A 21,325-nucleotide genomic window follows, 5' to 3' on the forward strand; every position below is an offset into this window, starting at 1 on the left:
GCTGGCCCGTGGGGCACTACGTCATCCGGCGCCTGCTCCAGATGATCCCGGTGTTCATCGGGACGACGCTCCTCATCTTCATCATGGTGCACGCCCTCGGCGACCCGGTGGCCGCGCTGTTCGGCGACCGCACCCCCGACCCCGCCACCGCCGCGCGGCTGCGCGCCGAGTTCAACCTCGACAAGCCCGTCTGGCAGCAATACCTGTTCTACATGCGCGACATCTTCACCGGGGACTTCGGTACCGCCTTCAACGGGCGCCCGGTCGTCGACCTGCTGTCCTCGGCGTTCCCCATCTCCTTCCGCCTGATGATCGTGGCCATCGTCTTCGAGCTGACCATCGGCATCGTCCTCGGCGTGATCTCGGGTCTGCGCCGCGGCGGGGGCGTCGACTCCTCGGTCCTCGTCCTCACGCTCGTCGTCATCGCCATCCCCACCTTCGTCACCGGCGTCCTCGCCCAGTTCCTGTTCGGTGTGCGGCTCGGCTGGACCTCCCCGGCCGTCAGCCCCGAGGCTCCGCTCGACGAGCTGCTGCTGCCCGGGCTGATCCTGGCCCTGGTCTCCCTGGCCTACGTCACCCGGCTCACCCGCACCTCGGTGGCCGAGAACGCCCGCGCCGACTACGTCCGCACCGCCGTCGCCAAGGGGCTGCGCCGCCGCCGCATCACGACCCGGCACCTCCTGCGCAACTCCCTCATCCCCGTGGTGACCTACCTCGGCACGGACGTCGGCAGCCTGATGGCGGGCGCCCTCGTCACCGAGCGGATCTTCAACATTCAGGGGGTCGGTTACCAGCTCTACCAGGGCGTCCTCCGGCAGAACTCGCCCACGGTCGTCGGCTTCGTGACGATCCTGGTGCTGATCTTCCTCCTGGCCAACCTGCTCGTGGACATCCTGTACGCCGTGCTCGACCCGAGGATTCGCTATGCCTGAGCGGGAGCCGCACACCTACGAGACGCCCGGCGCCCCCGAACCCGCCAACGCGATCGGCGGCGCCGGAGTCTCGGCCGACACGGCCTACGCCGAGGGGGAGACGCTGGAGAGCGGACGCGGAACCGGACCCCGCGACGGCGGCGCCGAGCAGGGGCCCGCCCGCAGCCTGTGGTCGGACGCCTGGCACGACCTGCGACGCCGGCCCGTCTTCATCGTCTCGGCCCTGGTGATCGTCTTCCTCGTCCTGATCTCCGTCTGGCCGCAGCTCATCGCCTCCGGCGACCCCCTGGACTGCCGCATCAGCCGCTCGCTCGACGGCGCCACCGCCGGTCACTGGTTCGGCTTCGACACCCAGGGCTGCGACGTCTACACCCGCACCGTCTACGGGGCCCGCGCCTCGGTCACCGTCGGCATCTTCGCCACCCTCGGCGTCGCCGTCCTCGGGGCCCTCTTCGGCGGCCTCGCCGGGTACTTCGGCGGCGCCGCCGACACCCTGCTCTCCCGGCTCACCGACGTCTTCTTCGGCATCCCCATCATCCTGGGCGCGCTGGTGTTCCTGGCCATGATCACCGTCACCGGCGTCTGGCCCGTCGTCGGCGTCATCACGGCCCTGGCCTGGCCGCAGATCGCCCGTATCGCCCGCGGCGCCGTCATCACGGCCAAGCAGAACGACTACGTGCACGCCGCCCAGGCCCTCGGCGCCGGCCACCCGCGCATCCTGCTGCGGCACATCACGCCGAACGCCGTCGCCCCGGTCATCGTCGTCGCCACGATCGCGCTGGGCACCTTCATCGCGCTGGAGGCCACGCTGAGCTTCCTCGGCGTCGGCCTGCGCCCGCCCACCGTCTCCTGGGGGGTGGACATCTCCAACGCCTCCGACGGCATGCAGTTCCGCAACGCGCCGCACATCCTGCTCTACCCGGCCGCCGCGCTGAGCCTGACGGTGCTGGCCTTCATCATGCTCGGCGACGCGGTGCGCGACGCCCTGGACCCCAAGCTGCGCTGAGGAGTTGACGCCGCGTGCCACCGCTGCTGGACGTGCGTGACCTGTATGTGGAGTTCAAGACCCGCGACGGCGTGGTCAAGGCCGTCAACGGCGTCAACTACTCGGTGGACGCCGGGCAGACACTCGCGGTGCTCGGCGAGTCGGGCTCCGGCAAGTCGGTCACCGCCCAGGCCATCATGGGCATCCTCGACACGCCCCCCGGACGCATCCCGAGCGGGCGCATCCTCTTCCAGGGCCAGGACCTGCTGAAGCTGTCGGCCGAGGCCCGCCGCCAGGTGCGCGGGGCCCGGATGGCGATGATCTTCCAGGACGCCCTGTCCTCGCTGAACCCCGTGCTGAGCGTCGGCTACCAGCTCGCCGAGATGTTCCGCGTCCACCGCGGGGACTCCCGCAAGGAGGCCAGGGCGAAGGCCATCGAGCTGATGGACCGCGTGCGCATCCCGGCGGCCGCCCAGCGTGTCGGCGACTTCCCGCACCAGTTCTCCGGCGGCATGCGCCAGCGCATCATGATCGCGATGGCGATGGCCCTGGAGCCCGAGCTGATCATCGCCGACGAGCCGACGACGGCGCTGGACGTCACCGTACAGGCGCAGGTCATGGAACTGCTCGCGGAGCTTCAGCGCGAGTACCACATGGGACTCATCCTGATCACCCATGACCTCGGGGTCGTCGCCGACGTCGCGGACAAGATCGCCGTCATGTACGCGGGCCGGATCGTGGAGACGGCCCCGGTCCACGACCTGTACAAGCGCCCGGCCCACCCCTACACCCGCGGCCTGCTGGACTCCATCCCCCGCCTCGACCACAAGGGGCGGGAGCTCTACGCGATCAAGGGCCTGCCGCCCAACCTCCTGCGCATCCCCTCCGGCTGCCCCTTCCACCCGCGCTGCCCGCAGGCCCGGGACGTCTGCACCGTCGAGGACCCGCCGCTGTACGAGCTGACCGAGCGGGACGGCACGCCGGTGCCGGACCGGACGAGTGGCTGTCACTTCTGGAAGGAGACCATGTATGGCCGGGACGGCGCGGCGGCTCGCCGCGGGGACCTCGGAGCCGCCGGAGCGGACGCCGCCGGGGACGTCACCGGGGACGAAGCCGGGGACGCCGCCGGGGACGAAGCCGGGAACGGGGAACGGGGCGGGCGAGCCGATGGCTGACGGCATGACCGGGGCGCTCCCGCAGGGCGCGGCCGGAACGGCCTCCGCCCCGGTGGCGGAGTCCTCGCCGGGCGGGGCGGCCGAGCGCGGCGAGGTGATCCTCGAAGTCCGCGACCTCGTCAAGCACTTCCCGCTCACGCAGGGCGTCATCTTCAAGAAGCAGATCGGGGCGGTGCGCGCCGTCGACGGCGTGTCCTTCGACCTGCACCGCGGCGAGACGCTCGGCATCGTCGGCGAGTCCGGGTGCGGCAAGTCCACCGTGGCCAAGCTCCTCGTCAGCCTGGAACGGCCCACCTCCGGGCACATCCGCTACAAGGGCGAGGACATCGCGGGGCTGTCGGGCAAGGCGCTCAAGGCGGTGCGCCGCAACATCCAGATGGTCTTCCAGGACCCCTACACCTCGCTCAACCCGAGGATGACGGTCGGCGACATCGTCGGAGAGCCCTTCGACATCCACCCCGAGGTCGTCCCCAAGGGCGGCCGGCGCCGCCGGGTGCAGGAGCTGCTGGACGTCGTCGGCCTCGACCCCGACTACGTCAACCGCTATCCGCACCAGTTCTCCGGCGGGCAACGGCAGCGCATCGGGATCGCCCGGGGCCTGGCGCTCAACCCGGAGATCATCGTCGCCGACGAGCCGGTCTCGGCCCTGGACGTGTCGGTGCAGGCCCAGGTGGTCAACCTGATGGCGCGGCTCCAGCAGGAGTTCGGGCTCGCCTACATCGTCATCGCCCACGACCTGTCCGTCGTCCGGCACATCTCCGACCGGGTGGGCGTGATGTACCTGGGCAAGATCGTCGAGCTGGGGACCGACCACGAGATCTACGAGCACCCCACGCACCCCTACACCCAGGCCCTGCTGTCCGCCGTGCCCGTGCCGGACCCGGAGCTGGCCGAGGAGCGCGAACGCATCATCCTCACCGGCGACGTGCCCTCCCCGGCCAACCCGCCCTCCGGCTGCCGCTTCCGCACCCGTTGCTGGAAGGCGCGGGAACGGTGCGCCCTGGAGATCCCGCCGCTGGCCGTACCGGCCGAGTACCGGTACGCCGCGGGCCCGGCCCACCACGACTCCGCCTGCTTCTTCGCCGAGGACCGCCCGGACCTGACCCACCCGGACGAGGCGGCCGGCGGCCCCCACACCGGGCGCCCGGAGAACGAGACGGACGGCGCCGGGAACGAGACGGGCGGCCCGGAGGGTGAGACGGGCTCGGCACCTCCGGAGAACTGAGCGCCGCGGGGCTTCGCGGGAGGCCCCGCGTCCGGGTCTTCCGCACGCGGGTGTGACGCGTGATCCTCGTGGGTAACAAAGGACGATCACGCAGCCCGGCGGGGCACTACGCGCGTCGTGCGCTCGTTGCACGTGTGAGCCGCTGTTCGGGTCTTCGTACAACTCAGTTCGTATATCGGTGCCGACTCATTTCCGTTGCGGACGGATTACCGCGCTCGATGCGGTTTATGCGCCTTTATGTCCGTTGTTAACGATCGTTGTCAAGCACGCCTGGACCTCGATCTGCATAACCTTTGCTCAAGAATCGGGCCCTGCCTCCCCGGCCCGCCGGAAACTCTTGACGCCGCTATCCGCGGGTTGCAAGAGTCCGCTCATCCCAACGGCACACCAGTGCCACCGAATGACCGGGTTCCGCCAAAAACAGAGCGCGGGGGCACAACGCGATGACCAGTCCTCCCCAGGCTGCGACAGCCGGGAACGACACCACCACCACCGGGGAACCGACTTCCCTCGACAAGGAGAAGTCCGGCAAGTCCTCCGGTGAACACACCGGCCGGTCGCCCGGCCAGCTCATGTGGATGCGCTTCAAGCGCGACCGCACCGGCGTGGTCGCCGCCTGCGTCGTCCTCTTCTTCTTCGCCATCGCCGCGCTGGCGCCGGTGATCGGCATGCTGTACGGCAAGGACCCGTACACGTTCTACGGCCAGAACGACCCCTCCCTGCTGGGCCCGTTCGGCTACCCGACGGGTGGCCCGGGCGGCATATCGGGCGAGCACTGGTTCGGGATCGAGCAGGACCTCGGCCGCGACGTCATGATGCAGCTCCTCTACGGCATGCGGACGTCGCTGTACACCGCCGTGCCGATCACGATCGTGGCCGTTCTGATCGGCGTCCTCATGGGCCTGGTGGGCGGCTTCTTCGGGGGCTCGACCGACCGCTGGGTCGGCCGCGTCACCGACTTCTTCATGGCGCTGCCCAGCCAGCTGTTCCTGATCTCGACGATGCCGGTGGTCGTGGCCCTCTTCGTGGACCCGCAGAAGGAGACCCCCGTCTACGTGCGCTTCTCCGCGATGCTGATCATCCTGTCGCTCCTCGGCTGGATGGGCATGGCGCGGCTGGTGCGCAGCCAGACCCTCTCCCTGCGGGAGCGGGAGTTCGTGGAGGCCGCCAGGGTCTCCGGTGCCTCGCGCTGGCGCATCCTCCGCAAGGAGGTCCTGCCCAACCTCTACACGCCGATCCTGGTGCAGGGCACGCTGATGCTGCCCATGGCGATCCTGAGCGTCGCGTTCCTCTCCTTCGTCGGTATCGGCTACACGGAACCCACCCCGGACTGGGGCCGGATGTTCCAGACGGCCGGCAAGGTCTACCAGGACAACCCGACGTACATGCTCTTCCCGGGCATCGCGATGGTCATCTTCGTTGTGGCCTTCAACCTCTTCGGTGACTCCGTGCGGGACGCCATCGACCCCAAGGCTGGACGCTGAGCCGTCCGATAGCAGGGGGGCTGCCACCCCTGCGCCGGGCGACCGGGCCCGTCAGGCAGCGCAACCGAACACGACAACCAGGCAGGTGGAGAAACTCCATGAGGCTCTTTTCCACGCGCAGAGCGCGGACCGCGGTGATAGCCGTCGCGGTGGGCTCTCTCGCCCTGACCGGCTGCGGCAGCAGCGGCAGCGACACCGAGACCAAGGACCAGTCCAAGACCCAGGACGACGCCAAGTCGCAGTCCGAGGCGGTCGCCTACGGTGACGTCGAGGCCTCCAAGGGTCCGGCCGCCCCGGTCGAGGGCTCCCGCGAGGGCGGGACGATGCGGATCTTCCAGGAGAGCGACTTCTCCCACCTGGACCCGGGTCAGATCTACGTCAGCGACGCGGGCCAGCTCGCGGTGCTCATCCACCGCGGCCTGACCACCTTCGTCCAGGACGACGAGGGCAAGCTCTCCGTCGTGGGCGACCTCGCCACCGACTCGGGCACCCCCTCCGAGGGCGGTAAGGTCTGGACCTTCACGCTCAAGGACGGCATCAAGGACGAGGACGGCGACCCGATCGACTCGGCGGACATCCGCCACTCGATCGAGCGCCTCTACTCGAAGCACATCACCGACGGCCCGACCTACCTGCAGCAGTGGCTGTCGGGTGACGGCACGGCCTACCGGGACGCCTACGAGGGCCCGTACGACGGCAAGCACCTGCCGGACAGCGTCCTGGAGACGCCGGACGAGAAGACCATCATCTTCAAGTTCGACAAGCCCCGTGCGGACCTCCCCCAGGCCCTGACCATGGCCGGCTACTCCATCGTGCCCGACGAGGACGACACGAAGGAGAAATACGACAAGGCCCCCAAGGCGCTCGGCCCGTACAAGATCGCCGAGTTCAGCCCCGGCAAGAGCATGAAGCTCGAGCGCAACGAGAACTGGGACCCGAACACGGACCCGAAGCGCCACGCGTTCGTCGACGCCTGGGACATCACCTTCAACCACGACCGGGTGGACCAGTCGAAGCGGATCGCGGCCGACCGCGGTGACGCCAAGAACGCCATCCAGTTCTCGGGCACGGTCGACACCTCGCAGGTGAAGAGCGTCATCACCAACGAGGAGACCAACGCCCGGACGGTCAAGGGCTACCAGCCCTACGTCTGGCAGCTCAACATGAACATGATGCGCATCAAGGACAAGAAGATCCGCGATGCCATCACCCACGCCCTGCCGAACGGCGACATCCTGCGTCCCGACGGCGGCACCTACGGCGGTGAGCCGGCCGGTGGTCTGCTGGCCCCGACGCTGCCCGGCTACGAGAAGGGCTACGACCCCTACGGCAAGATCGACAAGCCGCACGGCGACATCGAGAAGGCCAAGCAGCTCCTGAAGGAGGCCGGCGCCGAGGGCAGGACCCTGGTCTACGGCTACGCGAACTCCCCGCACCGCCAGAAGCAGGCCATCATCATCGAGAAGGCTCTCGAGAAGGCCGGCTTCAAGGTGGAGAAGAAGGAGATCGAGGGCGCCACGTACTACGAGCGGGTCGGCAAGGTCGAGAACGGCCTCGACATCTACATGACCGGCTGGGGCCAGGACTGGCCGTCCATCTCCACCGTCATCCCGCCGCTGTACGACGGCACCCAGATCGCCGACGGTGCGTCGAACTACGCGCGCATCGACGACGAGCACGTCAACTCCGAGATCAAGCGGATCAACGACATCACCGACCCGCAGAAGGCGACGCCCGAGTGGCAGAAGCTGCACCAGTACATCGTCGAGGAGGTCAACCCGGCCGCCCCGCTGTACTTCACCAAGCTCCTGCAGATCCACGGCTCGAACGTCGGCGGTGTCCGCTACAGCTCCGAGAAGAGCTACATCGACATCACCCGGGTCTTCCTGAAGTCGTAACACCCCGTTGAACGGGTCCCCGGGAACGCGCGCGCGGCGGAGCGCGGGTTCCCGGGGACCGTTCGCGGATCACCACCCTTCCCATCCCCCTGCCGCCACCCCGAGAGCAGCGGACTTCCATGCTTCGATTCCTTACACGACGGCTGATCAGTGCGTTTGTGATCCTGATCCTGATCAGCATGTTCACCTTCCTCATCTTCTTCGTCGCCCCGCGTGACCCCGCGGTCCTGATGTGTGGAAAGAACTGCACCACGGAGGCCAAGGAGATCATCCGGGCGAACCTGGGGCTCAACGATCCCATCACCAGTCAGTACTGGGAGTTCATGCGTGGGATCGTGATGGGCCGGGACTTCCCCGTGGGCCGTTGTGACGCACCGTGCTTCGGCGTCTCCTTCGCCGAGGACCTGATGGTCTGGGACATGATGGTCGACCGTCTGCCCCTGACCCTGTCCCTCACCATCGGCGGCATCGTGGTCTTCCTGACCCTCGGCCTCGGCGCCGGTCTCCTTGCCGCCGCCAAGAAGGGGACGGTGACGGACAAGTCGCTCAGTTCCCTGTCGCTGGTCTTCAGCTCGATGCAGATCTACTTCCTGGGCCCGATCGTCCTCGGAGCGTTGGTCTACAGCACCGGCTGGCTGGAATCGCCACGCTACGTGCCGCTCACCGAGGATCCCACCGGGTGGTTCATGGGTCTGCTGATCCCCTGGGTCGTCATGGCGCTGATCTTCACCGCCCAGTACACCCGTATGTCGCGGTCCACCATGATCGAGCAGCTCCAGGAAGAGCACGTCCGGACGGCGCGCGCCAAGGGCATGTCCCGGGGGTACGTCTTCTTCCGGTACGCCTGGCGGGGCTCCCTCGTCCCGATCGTGACCATCCTGGGCATGGACATCGCGGCGCTGCTCGGCGGAGCCGTCGTCACCGAGATGACCTTCGGTCTGGCCGGCCTCGGACGCCTCGCCGTCGACTCGGTGGTCAACATCGACCTCCCGCTGACCATGGGCGTCATGCTGCTCGGCGCGGTGTTCATCCTCGCGTGCAACGTCGTCGTCGACGCCGCTTACGCCTACATCGACCCCCGCGTGCGGCTGGGCTAGGAGTACTTCCCGATGACCACACTGACCACGACCGAGGACGCCGCGGCCCCGACCGGCCGGGACGCCTTTCTCTCGGTCAACGACCTGCGGGTGCAGTTCTCCACCGAGGACGGCATCGTCAAGGCCGTCGACGGTCTCTCGTTCGACGTCGAGCGGGGCAAGACCCTCGGCATCGTCGGCGAGTCGGGCTCCGGCAAGTCGGTGACCAACCTGACGATCCTCGGCCTGCACAACCCCAAGACCACGACGATCACCGGTGAGATCGTCCTGGACGGCCAGGAGCTGACCGGAGCCAGGGAGAAGACCCTGGAGAACCTCCGCGGCAACAAGATGGCCATGATCTTCCAGGACCCGCTGACCGCGCTGTCGCCGTTCTACACGGTCGGCCGCCAGATCATGGAGCCGTTCCGCAAGCACACGGGGGCGAGCAAGAAGGAGGCGCGGGAGAGGGCCATCGAGATGCTGACCAAGGTCGGCATCCCGCACCCGCAGACCCGCGTGGACGACTACCCGCACCAGTTCTCCGGCGGTATGCGGCAGCGCGCGATGATCGCCATGGCCCTGGTCTGCGACCCGGACCTGATCATCGCGGACGAGCCGACGACGGCCCTGGACGTGACCGTCCAGGCGCAGATCCTCGACCTCCTGAAGGACCTGCAGCAGGAGTTCGGCTCCTCCATCATCTTCATCACCCACGACCTCGGTGTCATCGCCGAGATGGCCGACGACATCATGGTCATGTACGGCGGCCGGGCGGTGGAGCGGGGTACGGCCGCCGAGGTGCTGCGGGCGCCCCGGCACCCCTACACCTGGGGCCTGCTGTCGTCCATGCCCAGCCTGTCGGGCAACGTGCACGAGAAGCTCACGCCGATCCCCGGCAACCCGCCCTCGCTGCTCAACCCGCCGTCCGGCTGCGCCTTCCACCCGCGCTGTGAGTTCCGCGCCGAGGTGGGTGGCGACACCTGCACCACCGACCGACCCGACCTGGGCGAAGGGCGCGCGGCCGCGTGTCACCTGACGGCCGAGCAGAAGCAGACCATCTTCGTCGAGCAGATCAAGCCCCGGCTGGGCTAGGGAGAACGAATCATGAGTGACGAACTCACCCTGACCGAGCCGAAGGACACCCCATCGGCCAAGGGCGAGCCGCTGCTGACCGCCGAGAACCTGAAGATGCACTTCCCCGTCTACGGGGGCTTTCCGTTCAAGCGGAAGGTGGGTGCGGTCAAGGCGGTCGACGGCGTCGACCTCGAGGTCTTCCCCGGGGAGAGCTTCGGCGTGGTCGGCGAGTCCGGCTGTGGCAAGTCCACGATGGGCCGGATGCTGACCCGCCTGCTGGAGCCGACCGACGGCAAGATCACCTACCGTGGGCAGGACATCACCCGGGCCGGGCGCAAGCAGCTGGCGCCCGTCCGGTCCGAGATCCAGATGATCTTCCAGGACCCGTACTCGTCGCTGAACCCGCGGCAGACGGTCGGCAAGATCATCAGCAGCCCGATGGAGGTCAACGGCGTCAACCCGCCCGGCGGCCGCGAGGCCCGGGTGCGGGAGCTGCTGGAGATCGTCGGCCTCAACCCGGAGCACTTCAACCGCTTCCCGCACGAGTTCTCCGGCGGTCAGCGGCAGCGCATCGGCGTCGCCCGGGCCCTGGCCCTGCAGCCGAAGCTGATCGTGGCCGACGAGCCCGTCTCCGCCCTGGACGTCTCCATCCAGGCGCAGGTCGTCAACCTGCTCCAGGACGTCCAGAAGGAACTGGGCATCGCCTTCGTGTTCATCGCCCACGACCTGGCCGTCGTCCGGCATTTCTCTGAGCGCCTGGCCGTGATGTACCTCGGCAAGGTCGTGGAGGTGGGCGACCGCGACTCGATCTACAACGCGCCGCGCCACCCCTACACGCACGCGCTGCTCTCCGCGGTGCCGGAGGCGACGCTGCACGACGAGGATGACGACACCAGGCCCGAGCGCATCCGGCTCGAAGGTGACGTCCCCTCGCCGATCAACCCGCCCTCGGGCTGCCGGTTCCGCACCCGGTGCTGGAAGGCGCAGGACAAGTGCGCGACCGAGGAGCCGCCGCTGGTCCAGATCTCCGGCAACAAGGAAGGCCACCTGACGGCCTGCCACTTCCCGGAGGCCGGGGACGCCTCCTCCCGCCGGTAAGGACGTCGTCATGGACGAGGCCCCGGCCCGACTGGAGAAGTGAGCACGGCTCACTGACGTACCGCGACGACGGTGCCGCCGGACCCTCGGGGGGTCGGGCGGCACCGTCGTCGTTTCGCCGGTACCGACACCCCCTAGTCCAGGCCGATGCCCAGCGAGCGCTTGAGGAAGGCGACCTGGAGCAGGAGGAGGTTCTCGGCGACCTCCTCCTGCGGTGTCATATGGGTGACGCCGGACAGCGGCAGGACCTCGTGCGGGTGGCCGGCGGCCAGCAGGGCCGAGGAGAGCCGCAGCGTGTGCGCGACGACGACGTTGTCGTCGGCGAGGCCGTGGACGATCATCATGGGCCGCTGCGGCTCCCGCGCTCCGACGAGGCCGTCGTCGGCCACGAGCGAGTTGGCGCGGTAGACCTCGGGCCGCTCGTGCGGCAGCCCGAGGTAGCGCTCCTGGTAGTGCGTGTCGTACAGGCGGAGGTCGGTGACCGGCGCGCCGACGACGGCGGCGTGGAAGACGTCCGGACGGCGCAGGGCGGCGAGCCCGGCGAGGTAGCCGCCGAAGGACCAGCCGCGGATGGCCACCCGGGTGAGGTCCAGGGGGTGGTCGGCGGCCAGCGCGTGCAGGGCGTCGACCTGGTCCTGGAGGACGACGTCGGCGATGTTCCCGGAGATGGCCTTCTCCCAGGCGGGGGAGTGGCCCGGGGTGCCGCGGCCGTCGGCGACGAGGACGGCGAAGCCCTGGTCGGCGAACCACTGCGAGGTCAGGTGGGCGTTGTGGGCCGCCGCGACCCGCTGGCCGTGCGGACCACCGTACGGATCGAGGAGCACGGGGAGCGGACCGTCCTCCTCCCGGTGGCCGGTGGGCAGCAGCAGGGCGGTGGGGATGGCGCGTGCGCCGGCGCGGAGCAGCGTGGGCGCGGCGGCGATGACCGGGGTCTCGGCGTACGAGGGGATGAGCCGGCCGTTCACTTCGGCGCGGGCTCCGGGGCGGGTCAGGTCCGCGGTGACGAGGACCAGGGTGTCACCGCCGCGCACCGCCGAGGCGAAGTGCGGCGTGTCGGCCGCGCCCGTGCCCGACACGCGCTCGCAGGACGAGCCGTCCGACGCCGCCCGGTACACCGCCACCTGGCCGACCGTGTCGGCCGAGGCGCTGAACAGGACGTCGTGTTCGCCCACGTCCAGGACGGCGCGGACGTGCAACGCGGGGTCGCTGACGACCGTGTCGCCCACGGACAGCGCCCGCGCGCCGGTCTCGTCGCCGACCCGTACCAGCCGTCCGTCCGGAGCCCACACCGGCGTGCCGGGGATGATTTCCAGCCACGCCGGGTCCTGCTCGGTGCGCAGGACCGTCGTCTTGCCACTCGTCACGTCCACGGTGAGGTACCGCTGGGTGCGCTGGTCCCGCGACTGGACGAGCAGCAGCGGCGGGCCGCCGGCCGACCAGTGCACGCTGACCAGGTACGGGAAGGCGGCCCGGTCCCAGTCGACGTCCAGGGGCCGGGGCGCGTCCGGCTCGACGTCCAGCAGCCGCAGCGTGACGTCGGCGTTCGGGGTGCCCGCGGCCGGGTAGGCGACCTCGGCGGGGCGGCTCCCGGGGTGGGCCGGGTCCGCGATCCACCAGCGCCGCACCGGCGCGTCGTCCACCCGGGCGACCAGCAGCCGGCGGCTGTCCGGGGACCACCAGAAGCCGCGGCTGCGCTGCATCTCCTCGGCCGCGATGAACTCGGCCAGGCCGTAGGTGACCGTCTCGGCCTCCGGCTCGGCCAGGGCCCGGTCGCCGCTTCCGTCGGCGCCGACGACGCGCAGTGCGCCCCGGGACGCGTAGGCGACGCGCCGGCCGTCGGGCGACGGGCGCGGGTCCACGACCGGGCTCTGGGAGGGGAGTTCGCGGGCGGTGCCGGCGCGCAGTTCGGCCACGAAGAGCCGGCCCGAGAGCGCGAACGCGGCCAGTTCGACGGCGGAGTCCGTCGCGTAGCCGACGATGCCGGCCGAGCCCTCGCGGCTGCGCTCGCGCCGCGCTCGCTCCTCGGTGGACAGCTCCTCGGCGGCGCCGCCCAGCAGCGCGGCCGGATCGGCCGCCGGGTACTCGCGCGACGTCCCGTCGGCCGCCGTCTCGTGGACCCACAGCGCCTGGGCGCGTTCGGCGCCGTCGGCCGAACGGAGGAAGGCGACACGCGAACCGTCGGGTGCGACGGTGAAGGCCCGGGGCGCTCCGAGGGTGAAGCGCTGGGTCCTGGCGTGCTGACGCGGAAAGCTCTCCGCACGGGTGGTGCCCGGGGCGTCGGTGGCCGGGCCGCTGGTGTTGGCAGGCATGATCCGAGCCTACGTGTGACGTACACCGCTGAGGGAACGGCGGCGTTTGCCGGGCCCGGGGTTCGGGGTAGTTCGGGCGGTGACGACGCGACGATGCCCGTGAGGGCGGAACGGGGGCCGAGGGTGGCGTGCTTAGGGGCCGTGGCGCCGAGCCGAGGGTGTGCCACGGGCGCACGTCGCGGGCTGCGCGCGCTGCCCGTGCCGAGCGCGTTCCCGGTCCGGCGCCGGGGTCCTCGTCGAAGCCGTCCGTGGGGGGCGTGCGCCCCCGTCTGCTCCCGTGCTCCGAGCCATGTCGACTCACCGGTAGTTATGATCAGTTGCGCGGCGTGGACGCGTGGGTATGCCGTTGGTATGCCCTGCGCTCGCAGCCGTCGCACCGTGTTCGACCGTATGACAGTCCGACCGTCCGACCCGCGCAACGACGCAGTCTTGGAGGTGAACCGCCGTGGCACTCTCGATTTCGGCGGTGGTGCTGCTGGCGATCATCGTCTTCTTGTTGATCAAGAAGTCAGGGCTGAAGGCGGCCCACGCGGTGGTCTGCATGCTGCTGGGTTTCTACCTGGCCAGCTCGTCCATCGCCCCCACCATCAGTGACTTCACCACCAGCGTGGCGGACATGCTGGGCAGCGTCGACTTCTGAGCCGGGCCACGTAGGCTCGGCACATGACCGAGCCCGCTCCTTCCCGTGACCGCCGGCTGCTGCTGGTGCACGCTCACCCGGACGACGAGTCCATCAACAACGGCGCCACCATGGCCAAGTACGCGGCCGAGGGGGCCCGGGTCACGCTGGTGACGTGCACACTGGGCGAGGAGGGCGAGGTGATCCCGCCCGCGCTGGCCCACCTGGCGCCGGACCGGGATGACGCGCTGGGTCCGCACCGCATCGGTGAGCTGCGCGTGGCCATGCGGGAACTCGGCGTCGCCGACCACCGGTTCCTCGGCGGTGCGGGACGGTACCGGGACTCGGGCATGATGGGCGCCCCGCAGAACGACCGCCCCGAGTGCTTCTGGCGGGCGCCCGTGGACGAGGCGGCGGCCCTGCTCGTCGACGTCATCCGGGAGACCCGGCCGCAGGTGCTCGTCACCTACGGGCCCGACGGAGGCTACGGGCACCCCGACCACATCCAGGCCCACCGCGTTGCCGTGCGCGCCGCGGAGCTGGCCGCCGACCCGGCCTTCCGGCCCGAGGCCGGCCGGCCGCACCGCGTCACGCGCACGTACTGGAACTGCGTGCCCCGCTCGGACGTCCGCCCCCAGGCGTTCGCGGGCAACCCGTTCCCGCTGACGGCCGACCCCGCCGACGTCCCCGGGGTGGTGGACGACGCCGAGGTGGCCGTCCGCATCGACGGCGGACCCCGGTACGTGGCGGCCAAGGCGGCGGCCATGGCGGCGCACGCCACCCAGGTCACCGTGGACGGCACCTGGTTCGCACTCTCCAACCACCTCGGCCAGCCGCTGCACACCGTCGAGTGTTACCGCCTCCCCGACGGCCAGGACCCTCCGGCCGAGCCCCACGACGACCTGTTCGCGGGGGTGTTCGGATGAACGCCGGGCGCCTCCTCACCCTCGGCGCGCTCGCCGTCCTGGGGATCGTCGTGGCGGTGGCCGGAGCCCTCGTCCACACCGCCTTCTTCCCCGGTGGGCTGTTGCTCGCGCTCGGGGGGACCGCCGCCGCCTGCGTCGGCGGTTCGCTGCTGCTGCGCATCCGGGCGGGCGCGGCCGTGCCCGCCGTCGCCTGGACGCTCACCGTCCTGGTGCTGTTGCTGTGGACGCGCCCCGAGGGCGACTTCCTCTTCGGAACGGCGCTCGGCTCGTACGTCTTCCTCTACGGGGGGATGATCCTCGCTGTGATCTGCGCCACCGTGGCGCCGCCGGGAGGATCCCGATTCACCGGTCAGGGAGACCCCGTGGGCCGCCCCCAGTAAGGTAGTGCCGCCGGCGAGCCGTACTCGCTCCACCTTCCCCACCGATGAGTGCGGCGCACCCAACCGGGAGATCCTGTTTTGAGTCGTGAAACTGACAGTTCGTATCCGGCGGGCAACGAACCGGACGAACCGAAGACCGAAACCACGCTGACCACGCGTATCCGCATCAACATCCCCGGGTCCCGGCCCATTCCGCCGGTGGTCATGCGCACGCCGGTGAACGAGGACGAGCCGCAGCCGGAGCAGGGTGACGCCGCTCGGCGCACTCCCGGCGCGTCGCCCGGCCCCGGTGGCCCGGGCGCCGGGGACCCCGCGGGCCCGCCCGGCGGCGCCCAGGGGACGAGTTCCTGGTTCGCCCCGCGCAAGCCGCCCTCGGGTCCGCCACCGCTCGACGACCCCTCAGCCGCCCCGCGCGGCCCGGCCGGGGCGCAGACGCCCCCCGGCGGCACCGGCGTTCCCGGCGGCCCGCCTCCGCGCGGCGCGGCCCCGGCGGCACCGGGCGGCCCGGCTCCGCAGGGCGGTCCGGCGCCGCAGGGCGGTCCGGCGCGGCCTCCGGCCGGTGGCCCGCCCGGTCAGCCGGCCGGGCCCACGACCGGCGCCACCGGCGAGATGCCGCTGCTGCCGCCCGAGTTCCGGATGGACCACGAGTCGGCGCAGCCGCCCGGCCCGCCCTCCGTGCTGGCCCCGCCGCCCGGCGCCCAGTACGGAGGACAACCCGAGCCCGAGCGGCCCGGTCCCGGCGCTCCGCCGCCCGGCGGCGCCGCGCGCTCCGGAGCCGGCGACACCGTGCCCGGCGGCATCCCCGCCGTACCGCAGCGGCCGGGCTCCCCGGACGAGCCCTTCGGCGACCTGGAGCCGCCCGCCCCGCAGGCGGAGGCGCCGGCGCCGAAGACCGCGCCCAAGGCGCCCGCGAAGAAGGGGCGCTCGAAGCTCACCCTGCTCGGCGTCGCCGCCGTGGGCGTCATCGGCGTCGCCTACGGAGCCGGGCTGCTGATGAACCACGCCGACATCCCCAACGGCACCACGGTGCTCGGCGTCGACATCGGCGGCGCGACCCGGGAGGAGGCCGTCGCCGCGCTGGAGAAGGAGATCGGCGACCGGGCCACGGCACCGCTGACCGTGGAGATCGGCGGCACCGAGCACGAGTTGAAGCCGAGCGTCGCGGGGCTCTCGTTCGACACCGAGACGACGGTGGGCAACGCCTCCGGGCGGGAGTACAACCCGGTGTCCGTCATCGGCTCCCTCTTCGGGGGCGAGCACCCGGCGGAGCCGGTGTTCACCGTGGACGAGGAGAAGCTGCGGGCCGTGCTCGCGGACCTCGGCGGCGAGGGCGGCTCGTCCCAGGACGGCATGATCACCTTCGAGAACGGCAAGCCCGTCGTCGTCAAGGGTGAGCCGCGGCAGGCCGTGGACGCGGCCTCGGCGGCCCAGACCGTCGAGGCGGCCTACCGCGAGCGGGCGGCCAGCGGGACGAACCCGGTGATCAGCCTGCCGGTCGGGGAGCAGCCTCCCCAGGTCACGGACGCCGAGTTCGACCGGGCGCTGAAGGAGTTCGCCGAGCCCGCGATGTCCGGGCTCGTGACGGTACGGGCGGGTGCGAAGGAGATCAGCTTCAGCCCGGAGCGTTCGCTGCCCAAGTTCCTGTCGATGCGGGCCAACCCGAGCGGCAAGCTCGTCGACCACTACGACCTGGAGGCACTGGAGGAGCTGTACGGCGGCTTCTTCGACGGCGTCCTCGTCGCCCGGGGCGACGGCAGCCGGACGCCGGTGACGCCGCAGGACGTGGCAGGGGCGCTGCGGACCGCGCTGCTGGAGACGGACCCGGCCAAGCGGGTCGGCGTCATCGAGCTGAACGCGCAGTAGTCCGGCCGCCGGGCGTGCCGGAAGGGGCGACGCGCCCGGGCGGGCTCAGTTGAGCCTGGCCCGGGCCGCGTGCGCCTCGCGGAGCACCTCCTGCGCCCGCTCCGGTTCGACCTCGGAGACCAGCGCGGCGTACTCCTCCAGCGCGGCGGCGCCGCCGGGGAAGTCGCCGCGTTCGACCAGCAGCCGGGCCCGCTCGTGCCGCAGCCGGGCCGGGTGGTGGGGCAGCAGGAGGGACAACTCCACAGCCCACAGCCGCACTTCGCTGCGCTCGGGCCGGGCGGCCGCCCAGACCCGGATGTTGCCCAGGATCCGCAGCACGATGTCCAACGGGTCGGCCGGGCTCAGCATGGACGGCGACAGCGGCCCGCCGGTCGCCCCGGCGACCAGCGCTCCCGCGTCGTCGAGGGACAGTGGCTCGCCTCCGGCGAACGGGTCGGCGAGGACCTGCTCCGTGCTGTCCGGGGCGCCGAAGCCGACGACGAAGTGGCCCGGCAGCGCCACCCCGTGCACCGGTGCCCCGGCGCGGCGGGCCACCTCCAGCCACACCACCGACAGCAGGATCGGGAGCCCCCGCCGGCGCCGCAGGACGTGGCCCAGGAGGGAGGACTCCAGCCGCTCGTAGTCGCGGTCGGTGCCGTGGAAGCCCTCCCGCGCCCCCAGCAGCTCCGCCAGGTCCCGGGCCCACTGCCCGGGCGTGCGCCGGGGGACGTAGGGCAGCGCGCCGGCCAGCCGGTCGAGCTCGATCTGCCCGCCGTCGACGACGGCGTCCACCCGGCCCTCGGGCGTGGAGAGCAGCAGGCTCTCGCGCGCCTCGGGGGAGGCGGCGGTGGCCTCCGGCTCGGCCGCCGCGTCGACGAGGAGGCACAGCGTCGCGAGGTCGGGGCGCCCGGAGCGGGCCGCCTCGGCGAACCGCTCCCGCACGATCGGGTCCATCGTGGCCCTCCCCTCAGCCCCTGGGGGCCCGGTAGTGGTGGTAGCTGTGGTGCCGGGTGAAGCCCAGCCGGTCGTAGAGCGCGAGGGCGGCGGCGTTGCCGCTCTCGACCTGGAGGTAGGCCGCCGAGGCGCCCTCGTCGAGCGCACGCTGCGCGAGGGCGGCCATGACGGCGGTGGCCAGGCCCTCGCGGCGGCGCTCCGGGGCCACCTCCACGCAGGTGAAACCGGCCCAGCGGCCGTCGACAGCGCAGCGGCCGATGGCGGCGGGGACGTCGTCCTCGCCCGGAACCGTCGCGAACCACACCGAGGGCCCGCCGGCCAGCACCCTGGCGGCGTCCGGCCCCGGGTCCCCGGCCCGCCCGTAGCGGCGCAGCCACGCCGGGCCCGGCGTGCGGTCGAGCGTCACCCCGGCCGGTCCGGCCGCCTGCCCCGCCGCGTCGGCGGCGGGAGCGAGCCCGGCGATCCACACGTCGGCCGACAGCTCCCGGTGCCAGCCCCGCTCGTCCAGGGCGGCGGCGAGCTGCTCGTCGGCGCCTTCGGCGCCCGTGGACACCTGGATGAAGGGGGGCAGCCCGCGGCGCGCGTACCAGTCGACGACGTGCTCCAGGGCGGCGTCGAGTGGCAGCCCGGGGTCACCGAGGGGCAGGACGGAGTTGGCGCGGCGGGTGAAGCCGCCCGACGCGCGCAGCTCCCAGTCGCCCAGCCGGGTGCGCTCCACCGGCGGCCACCCCCGCGCGGCGGCCCGCGCCAGCTCGGTGAAACCGGCGGCCGGAAGCCCGCGACGGCGTGCGGGGGCGGCCGGCACGACCTTCGCCGCCACGATCCGCCCCTCCGGAATGCGGACGGTTTCGCCGTCGCGCCGTGTGATGTGTACCACTTCAGCTGTCCAGGAAGTGAGAACACCGACGGTGTCGGTCAGGGTTCCCGCCCGTTCCCCGGGGTCCGCCACGCTGCGCACCGAGACGCGTTTTCCCACGTCATCTGGTGTAATGCGCACTTCGAGACGTCCGCTCATGGTGAATTCCACTGCTCTCTCAGACCCTCTTGTTCGTCTCCTGCCCGGGAACGGCGATACTAGATGCGGGCATCGACGACGCCGCGCTCCCGCGCGATATGGCCCTATCGAGGAGGAACGACAGCGTGACCTACGTCATCGCGCAGCCTTGTGTCGACCTGAAGGACAAGGCGTGCATCGAGGAGTGCCCCGTCGACTGCATCTACGAGGGCAAGCGAGCCTTGTACATCCACCCGGACGAATGCGTCGACTGCGGGGCCTGTGAGCCGGTCTGCCCGGTGGAGGCGATCTTCTACGAGGACGACACCCCGGAAGAGTGGCAGGACTTCTACAAGGCGAACGTCGAGTTCTTCGACGAGCTCGGTTCGCCCGGCGGCGCCAGCAAGCTCGGCCTGATCGACCGGGACCACCCGGTCATCGCAGCCCTGCCGCCGCAGGAACACGACGAGTGACACGACGGGGTGCCCCGGGCGCCCGCTCCGCGTGACGGGTGCCCCAGCGCGCCCGGGCGCGCCCCGCACGCCGCGGTCCCGTACGGCCCCGCCGTACGGGACCGCGGCGTTCGTCGTACCGGGGCGCCCGCACGGCGCCCCGGTACGTGCCGTACCCGCCCGTAGAAAGAGAGACCCGCACGTGCCCACCCTGTCGTCCCGGCTGCCGGTCTTCCCCTGGGACCGCCTGGAGCCCTACAAGGCCACCGCCGCCGCCCACCCCGGGGGCATCGTCGACCTGTCGGTCGGAACCCCCGTCGACCCCGTGCCCAGGGTGATCCAGCGGGCCCTCGCCGACGCGAGCGACCGCCCCGGCTACCCGACGGTGTGGGGGACGGCCGCGCTGCGGGACGCCATCACCGGCTGGTGCGAGCGCCGGCTCGGGGCGCGCGGGCTCGGCCACGAGGGCGTGCTGCCGGTCGTCGGCTCCAAGGAGCTGGTGGCCTGGCTGCCCGTCCAGCTCGGCCTCGGGCCCGGGGACCGGGTGGCGTTTCCGCGGCTCGCCTACCCGACCTACGAGGTCGGCGCCCGGATGGCGGGCGCCGACCCGGTCGCCTACGACGACCCCCGCGAGCTCGACCCCGAGGGGCTCCGGCTGCTGTGGCTGAACTCGCCGTCCAACCCCACCGGACGGGTGCTGGACGCCGAGGAGCTGCGCGTGACCGTCGCCTGGGCCCGGGAACACGGCGTGCTGGTGCTGAGCGACGAGTGCTACCTGGAGCTGGGCTGGGAGGCCGAGCCCGTCTCGGTCCTGCGTCCCGACGTCTGCGGTGACACGCACGCGGGCGTGGTCGCCGTGCACTCGCTCTCCAAGCGTTCCAACCTCGCCGGGTACCGGGCCGCGTTCCTCGCCGGGGACGCGGCGGTGCTGGGCGAGCTGCTCCAGATCCGCAAGCACGGCGGCATGATGGTGCCCGCTCCGGTGCAGGCCGCCACCGTGGCGGCGCTCGGCGACGACGCGCACGTGGCCGAGCAGCGGGAGCGGTACGCCGCCCGCCGGGCCGCCCTGCGCGGAGCCCTGGAGCGGTCCGGCTTCCGTATCGAGCACAGCGAGGCGTCGCTGTACCTGTGGGCAACCCGCGACGAGCCCTGCTGGGACACGGTCGCGGCGCTGGCCGAGCGCGGCGTCCTCGTCGCCCCCGGCGTGTTCTACGGGCCGGCCGGAGAACGGTTCGTGCGGGTGGCGTTCACCGCCACCGACGAGCGGGTCGCCGAGGCCGTCCGCCGTCTCGCCCCCTGACACCCGCGCGCCGCGCCGCGGGCCGGACGCGGCAAGGCCCGGGGGCCACGTGAACCTCGGGAGAGGTCCGTGGCCCCCGGGCCTTTCGCCGGGATGTGGCAGGAGCCTTGAGGAGGCTCAGAGGGGGAGGCCCGCCAGGGAGCCCTTGCCGAGCGGAAGCCCGCTGGTGAGCTGGTCGGTCGGCAGGCCGTCGGTCGGCAGCCCGCCCTCGGCGACGGAGGTGACGGAGCGGCCGACCGGGCCCTCGGTGGCCATCTCGTCGGCGGCCGGCAGCACCGACCTGCCGAGAGAGCCGACGGTGCGCCCGGCGGCCGGGACACCCTCCTCGACGGCCTCGCCGCCGGCCGCGCCCGCCAGCTCGGTGACGTTGCGCGCCGCCCCGTCGACTCCGCCGCCGAGGTCCTGGCCATCCAGGCTGTCGAGGTTGCTCAGCGTCCCGAGGTCGGGCGTGCCGGGCAGCGAGACGGCCTGGGCCGAGCCGGCGGCGGCACCGACGACGGAGGCCGCGCCCGCGGCCGTCAGCAGTGCGCTCTGGGCGATCCGGCGCGTGATGGACATGATGCTCCTTTGACGGAGGTGATGGTCTTCGGGCTCGTGCT

17 protein-coding genes and 2 pseudogenes are annotated in these 21,325 nt (G+C 71.7%); 15 read left to right on the forward strand and 4 right to left on the reverse strand.

What is annotated here, in order from left to right; genetic code table 11:
• Positions 1–8: 8 nt before the first annotated feature.
• The 9 genes and pseudogenes from O7609_RS17785 (at position 9) to O7609_RS17825 (ending at position 10,993) form a co-directional block, all read left to right on the forward strand.
• Positions 9–932 (forward strand): ABC transporter permease, encoded by a 924-nt coding sequence (locus tag O7609_RS17785; protein WP_269736003.1) that lies wholly within the window; start codon positions 9–11, stop codon positions 930–932.
• Positions 925–1,938, forward strand: coding sequence for an ABC transporter permease (locus O7609_RS17790; protein ID WP_269736002.1), 1,014 nt, complete (start codon positions 925–927; stop codon positions 1,936–1,938). The genes O7609_RS17785 and O7609_RS17790 overlap by 8 nt, the downstream gene beginning before the upstream one ends.
• A gap of 14 nt (positions 1,939–1,952) precedes the next feature.
• Positions 1,953–2,951, forward strand: a pseudogene (locus tag O7609_RS17795) (ABC transporter ATP-binding protein); the annotation flags it as partial.
• 133 nt (positions 2,952–3,084) lie between these two features.
• Positions 3,085–4,317 (forward strand): ABC transporter ATP-binding protein, encoded by a 1,233-nt coding sequence (locus O7609_RS17800; protein ID WP_269736001.1) that lies wholly within the window; start codon positions 3,085–3,087, stop codon positions 4,315–4,317.
• Between the two features lie 443 nt (positions 4,318–4,760).
• The gene (locus tag O7609_RS17805; protein WP_269743886.1) at positions 4,761–5,801 is read left to right on the forward strand and encodes an ABC transporter permease; all 1,041 of its coding nucleotides are present in this window, start codon (positions 4,761–4,763) and stop codon (positions 5,799–5,801) included.
• A 98-nt stretch (positions 5,802–5,899) separates the two neighbouring features.
• A complete protein-coding gene (locus O7609_RS17810) occupies positions 5,900–7,699 on the forward strand; it encodes an ABC transporter substrate-binding protein (protein WP_269735999.1) in 1,800 nt (599 codons plus the stop codon).
• 119 nt (positions 7,700–7,818) lie between these two features.
• Positions 7,819–8,796 carry an ABC transporter permease gene (locus tag O7609_RS17815; protein WP_269735998.1) on the forward strand — a complete coding sequence of 326 codons (978 nt, stop codon included), beginning with the start codon at positions 7,819–7,821 and terminating at the stop codon, positions 8,794–8,796.
• Between the two features lie 12 nt (positions 8,797–8,808).
• A complete protein-coding gene (locus O7609_RS17820) occupies positions 8,809–9,870 on the forward strand; it encodes an ABC transporter ATP-binding protein (protein ID WP_269735997.1) in 1,062 nt (353 codons plus the stop codon).
• Between the two features lie 12 nt (positions 9,871–9,882).
• Positions 9,883–10,993 (forward strand): annotated as a pseudogene (locus O7609_RS17825) (ABC transporter ATP-binding protein).
• 91 nt (positions 10,994–11,084) lie between these two features.
• Here the strand turns inward: O7609_RS17825 and O7609_RS17830 are convergent.
• Positions 11,085–13,259 carry a S9 family peptidase gene (locus tag O7609_RS17830; RefSeq protein ID WP_269735996.1) on the reverse strand — a complete coding sequence of 725 codons (2,175 nt, stop codon included), beginning with the start codon at positions 13,257–13,259 and terminating at the stop codon, positions 11,085–11,087.
• 445 nt (positions 13,260–13,704) lie between these two features.
• Between O7609_RS17830 and O7609_RS17835 the strand changes: the two genes are divergently transcribed.
• From O7609_RS17835 to O7609_RS17850, 4 genes are all read left to right on the forward strand, one after another.
• Positions 13,705–13,899, forward strand: a complete 195-nt coding sequence (locus O7609_RS17835; RefSeq protein ID WP_219092901.1) for a hypothetical protein — start codon at positions 13,705–13,707, stop codon at positions 13,897–13,899.
• 23 nt (positions 13,900–13,922) lie between these two features.
• Positions 13,923–14,804, forward strand: a complete 882-nt coding sequence (mshB, locus tag O7609_RS17840; RefSeq protein WP_269735995.1) for an N-acetyl-1-D-myo-inositol-2-amino-2-deoxy-alpha-D-glucopyranoside deacetylase — start codon at positions 13,923–13,925, stop codon at positions 14,802–14,804.
• The gene (locus O7609_RS17845; protein WP_269735994.1) at positions 14,801–15,184 is read left to right on the forward strand and encodes a DUF6113 family protein; all 384 of its coding nucleotides are present in this window, start codon (positions 14,801–14,803) and stop codon (positions 15,182–15,184) included. Before mshB ends, O7609_RS17845 begins: the two co-directional genes overlap by 4 nt.
• A 78-nt stretch (positions 15,185–15,262) precedes the next feature.
• Positions 15,263–17,047 carry a hypothetical protein gene (locus O7609_RS17850; RefSeq protein WP_269735993.1) on the forward strand — a complete coding sequence of 595 codons (1,785 nt, stop codon included), beginning with the start codon at positions 15,263–15,265 and terminating at the stop codon, positions 17,045–17,047.
• Between the two features lie 45 nt (positions 17,048–17,092).
• On the opposite strand, the gene O7609_RS17855 is transcribed toward O7609_RS17850, so the two are convergent.
• Both O7609_RS17855 and O7609_RS17860 read right to left on the reverse strand, forming a co-directional pair.
• Positions 17,093–17,980: a transglutaminase-like domain-containing protein gene (locus tag O7609_RS17855; RefSeq protein ID WP_269735992.1), complete on the reverse strand. Its 888-nt coding sequence runs from the start codon at positions 17,978–17,980 to the stop codon at positions 17,093–17,095.
• 13 nt (positions 17,981–17,993) lie between these two features.
• Complete coding sequence (locus O7609_RS17860; RefSeq protein ID WP_269735991.1) at positions 17,994–19,007, reverse strand: GNAT family N-acetyltransferase; 1,014 nt, start codon at positions 19,005–19,007, stop codon at positions 17,994–17,996.
• A 113-nt stretch (positions 19,008–19,120) separates the two neighbouring features.
• Here O7609_RS17860 and fdxA point away from each other — a divergent pair, with 113 nt between their 5' ends.
• Together fdxA and dapC are read left to right on the forward strand one after the other, a co-directional pair.
• Positions 19,121–19,447, forward strand: coding sequence for a ferredoxin (fdxA, locus tag O7609_RS17865; RefSeq protein WP_269735990.1), 327 nt, complete (start codon positions 19,121–19,123; stop codon positions 19,445–19,447).
• 181 nt (positions 19,448–19,628) lie between these two features.
• A complete protein-coding gene (gene dapC, locus O7609_RS17870) occupies positions 19,629–20,726 on the forward strand; it encodes a succinyldiaminopimelate transaminase (protein ID WP_269735989.1) in 1,098 nt (365 codons plus the stop codon).
• 117 nt (positions 20,727–20,843) lie between these two features.
• Here dapC and O7609_RS17875 read toward each other — a convergent pair whose 3' ends face one another.
• Positions 20,844–21,284, reverse strand: coding sequence for an ATP-binding protein (locus tag O7609_RS17875; RefSeq protein WP_269735988.1), 441 nt, complete (start codon positions 21,282–21,284; stop codon positions 20,844–20,846).
• Positions 21,285–21,325: the final 41 nt, after the last annotated feature.

Source organism: Streptomyces sp. WMMC1477 (genome assembly GCF_027460245.1).
Taxonomy (GTDB): domain Bacteria; phylum Actinomycetota; class Actinomycetes; order Streptomycetales; family Streptomycetaceae; genus Streptomyces.

What these genes read in the sequence shown, in the direction of transcription:
- mshB (WP_269735995.1), top strand. Translation starts at nt 13,923, where the DNA reads ATGACCGAGCCCGCTCCTTCCCGTGACCGCCGGCTGCTGCTGGTGCAC.
- O7609_RS17820 (WP_269735997.1), top strand. Translation starts at nt 8,809, where the DNA reads ATGACCACACTGACCACGACCGAGGACGCCGCGGCCCCGACCGGCCGG.
- O7609_RS17830 (WP_269735996.1), bottom strand. Translation starts at nt 13,259, where the DNA reads ATGCCTGCCAACACCAGCGGCCCGGCCACCGACGCCCCGGGCACCACC.
- O7609_RS17845 (WP_269735994.1), top strand. Translation starts at nt 14,801, where the DNA reads ATGAACGCCGGGCGCCTCCTCACCCTCGGCGCGCTCGCCGTCCTGGGG.
- O7609_RS17800 (WP_269736001.1), top strand. Translation starts at nt 3,085, where the DNA reads ATGGCTGACGGCATGACCGGGGCGCTCCCGCAGGGCGCGGCCGGAACG.
- O7609_RS17815 (WP_269735998.1), top strand. Translation starts at nt 7,819, where the DNA reads ATGCTTCGATTCCTTACACGACGGCTGATCAGTGCGTTTGTGATCCTG.
- O7609_RS17810 (WP_269735999.1), top strand. Translation starts at nt 5,900, where the DNA reads ATGAGGCTCTTTTCCACGCGCAGAGCGCGGACCGCGGTGATAGCCGTC.
- O7609_RS17855 (WP_269735992.1), bottom strand. Translation starts at nt 17,980, where the DNA reads ATGGACCCGATCGTGCGGGAGCGGTTCGCCGAGGCGGCCCGCTCCGGG.
- O7609_RS17790 (WP_269736002.1), top strand. Translation starts at nt 925, where the DNA reads ATGCCTGAGCGGGAGCCGCACACCTACGAGACGCCCGGCGCCCCCGAA.
- O7609_RS17805 (WP_269743886.1), top strand. Translation starts at nt 4,761, where the DNA reads ATGACCAGTCCTCCCCAGGCTGCGACAGCCGGGAACGACACCACCACC.
- O7609_RS17875 (WP_269735988.1), bottom strand. Translation starts at nt 21,284, where the DNA reads ATGTCCATCACGCGCCGGATCGCCCAGAGCGCACTGCTGACGGCCGCG.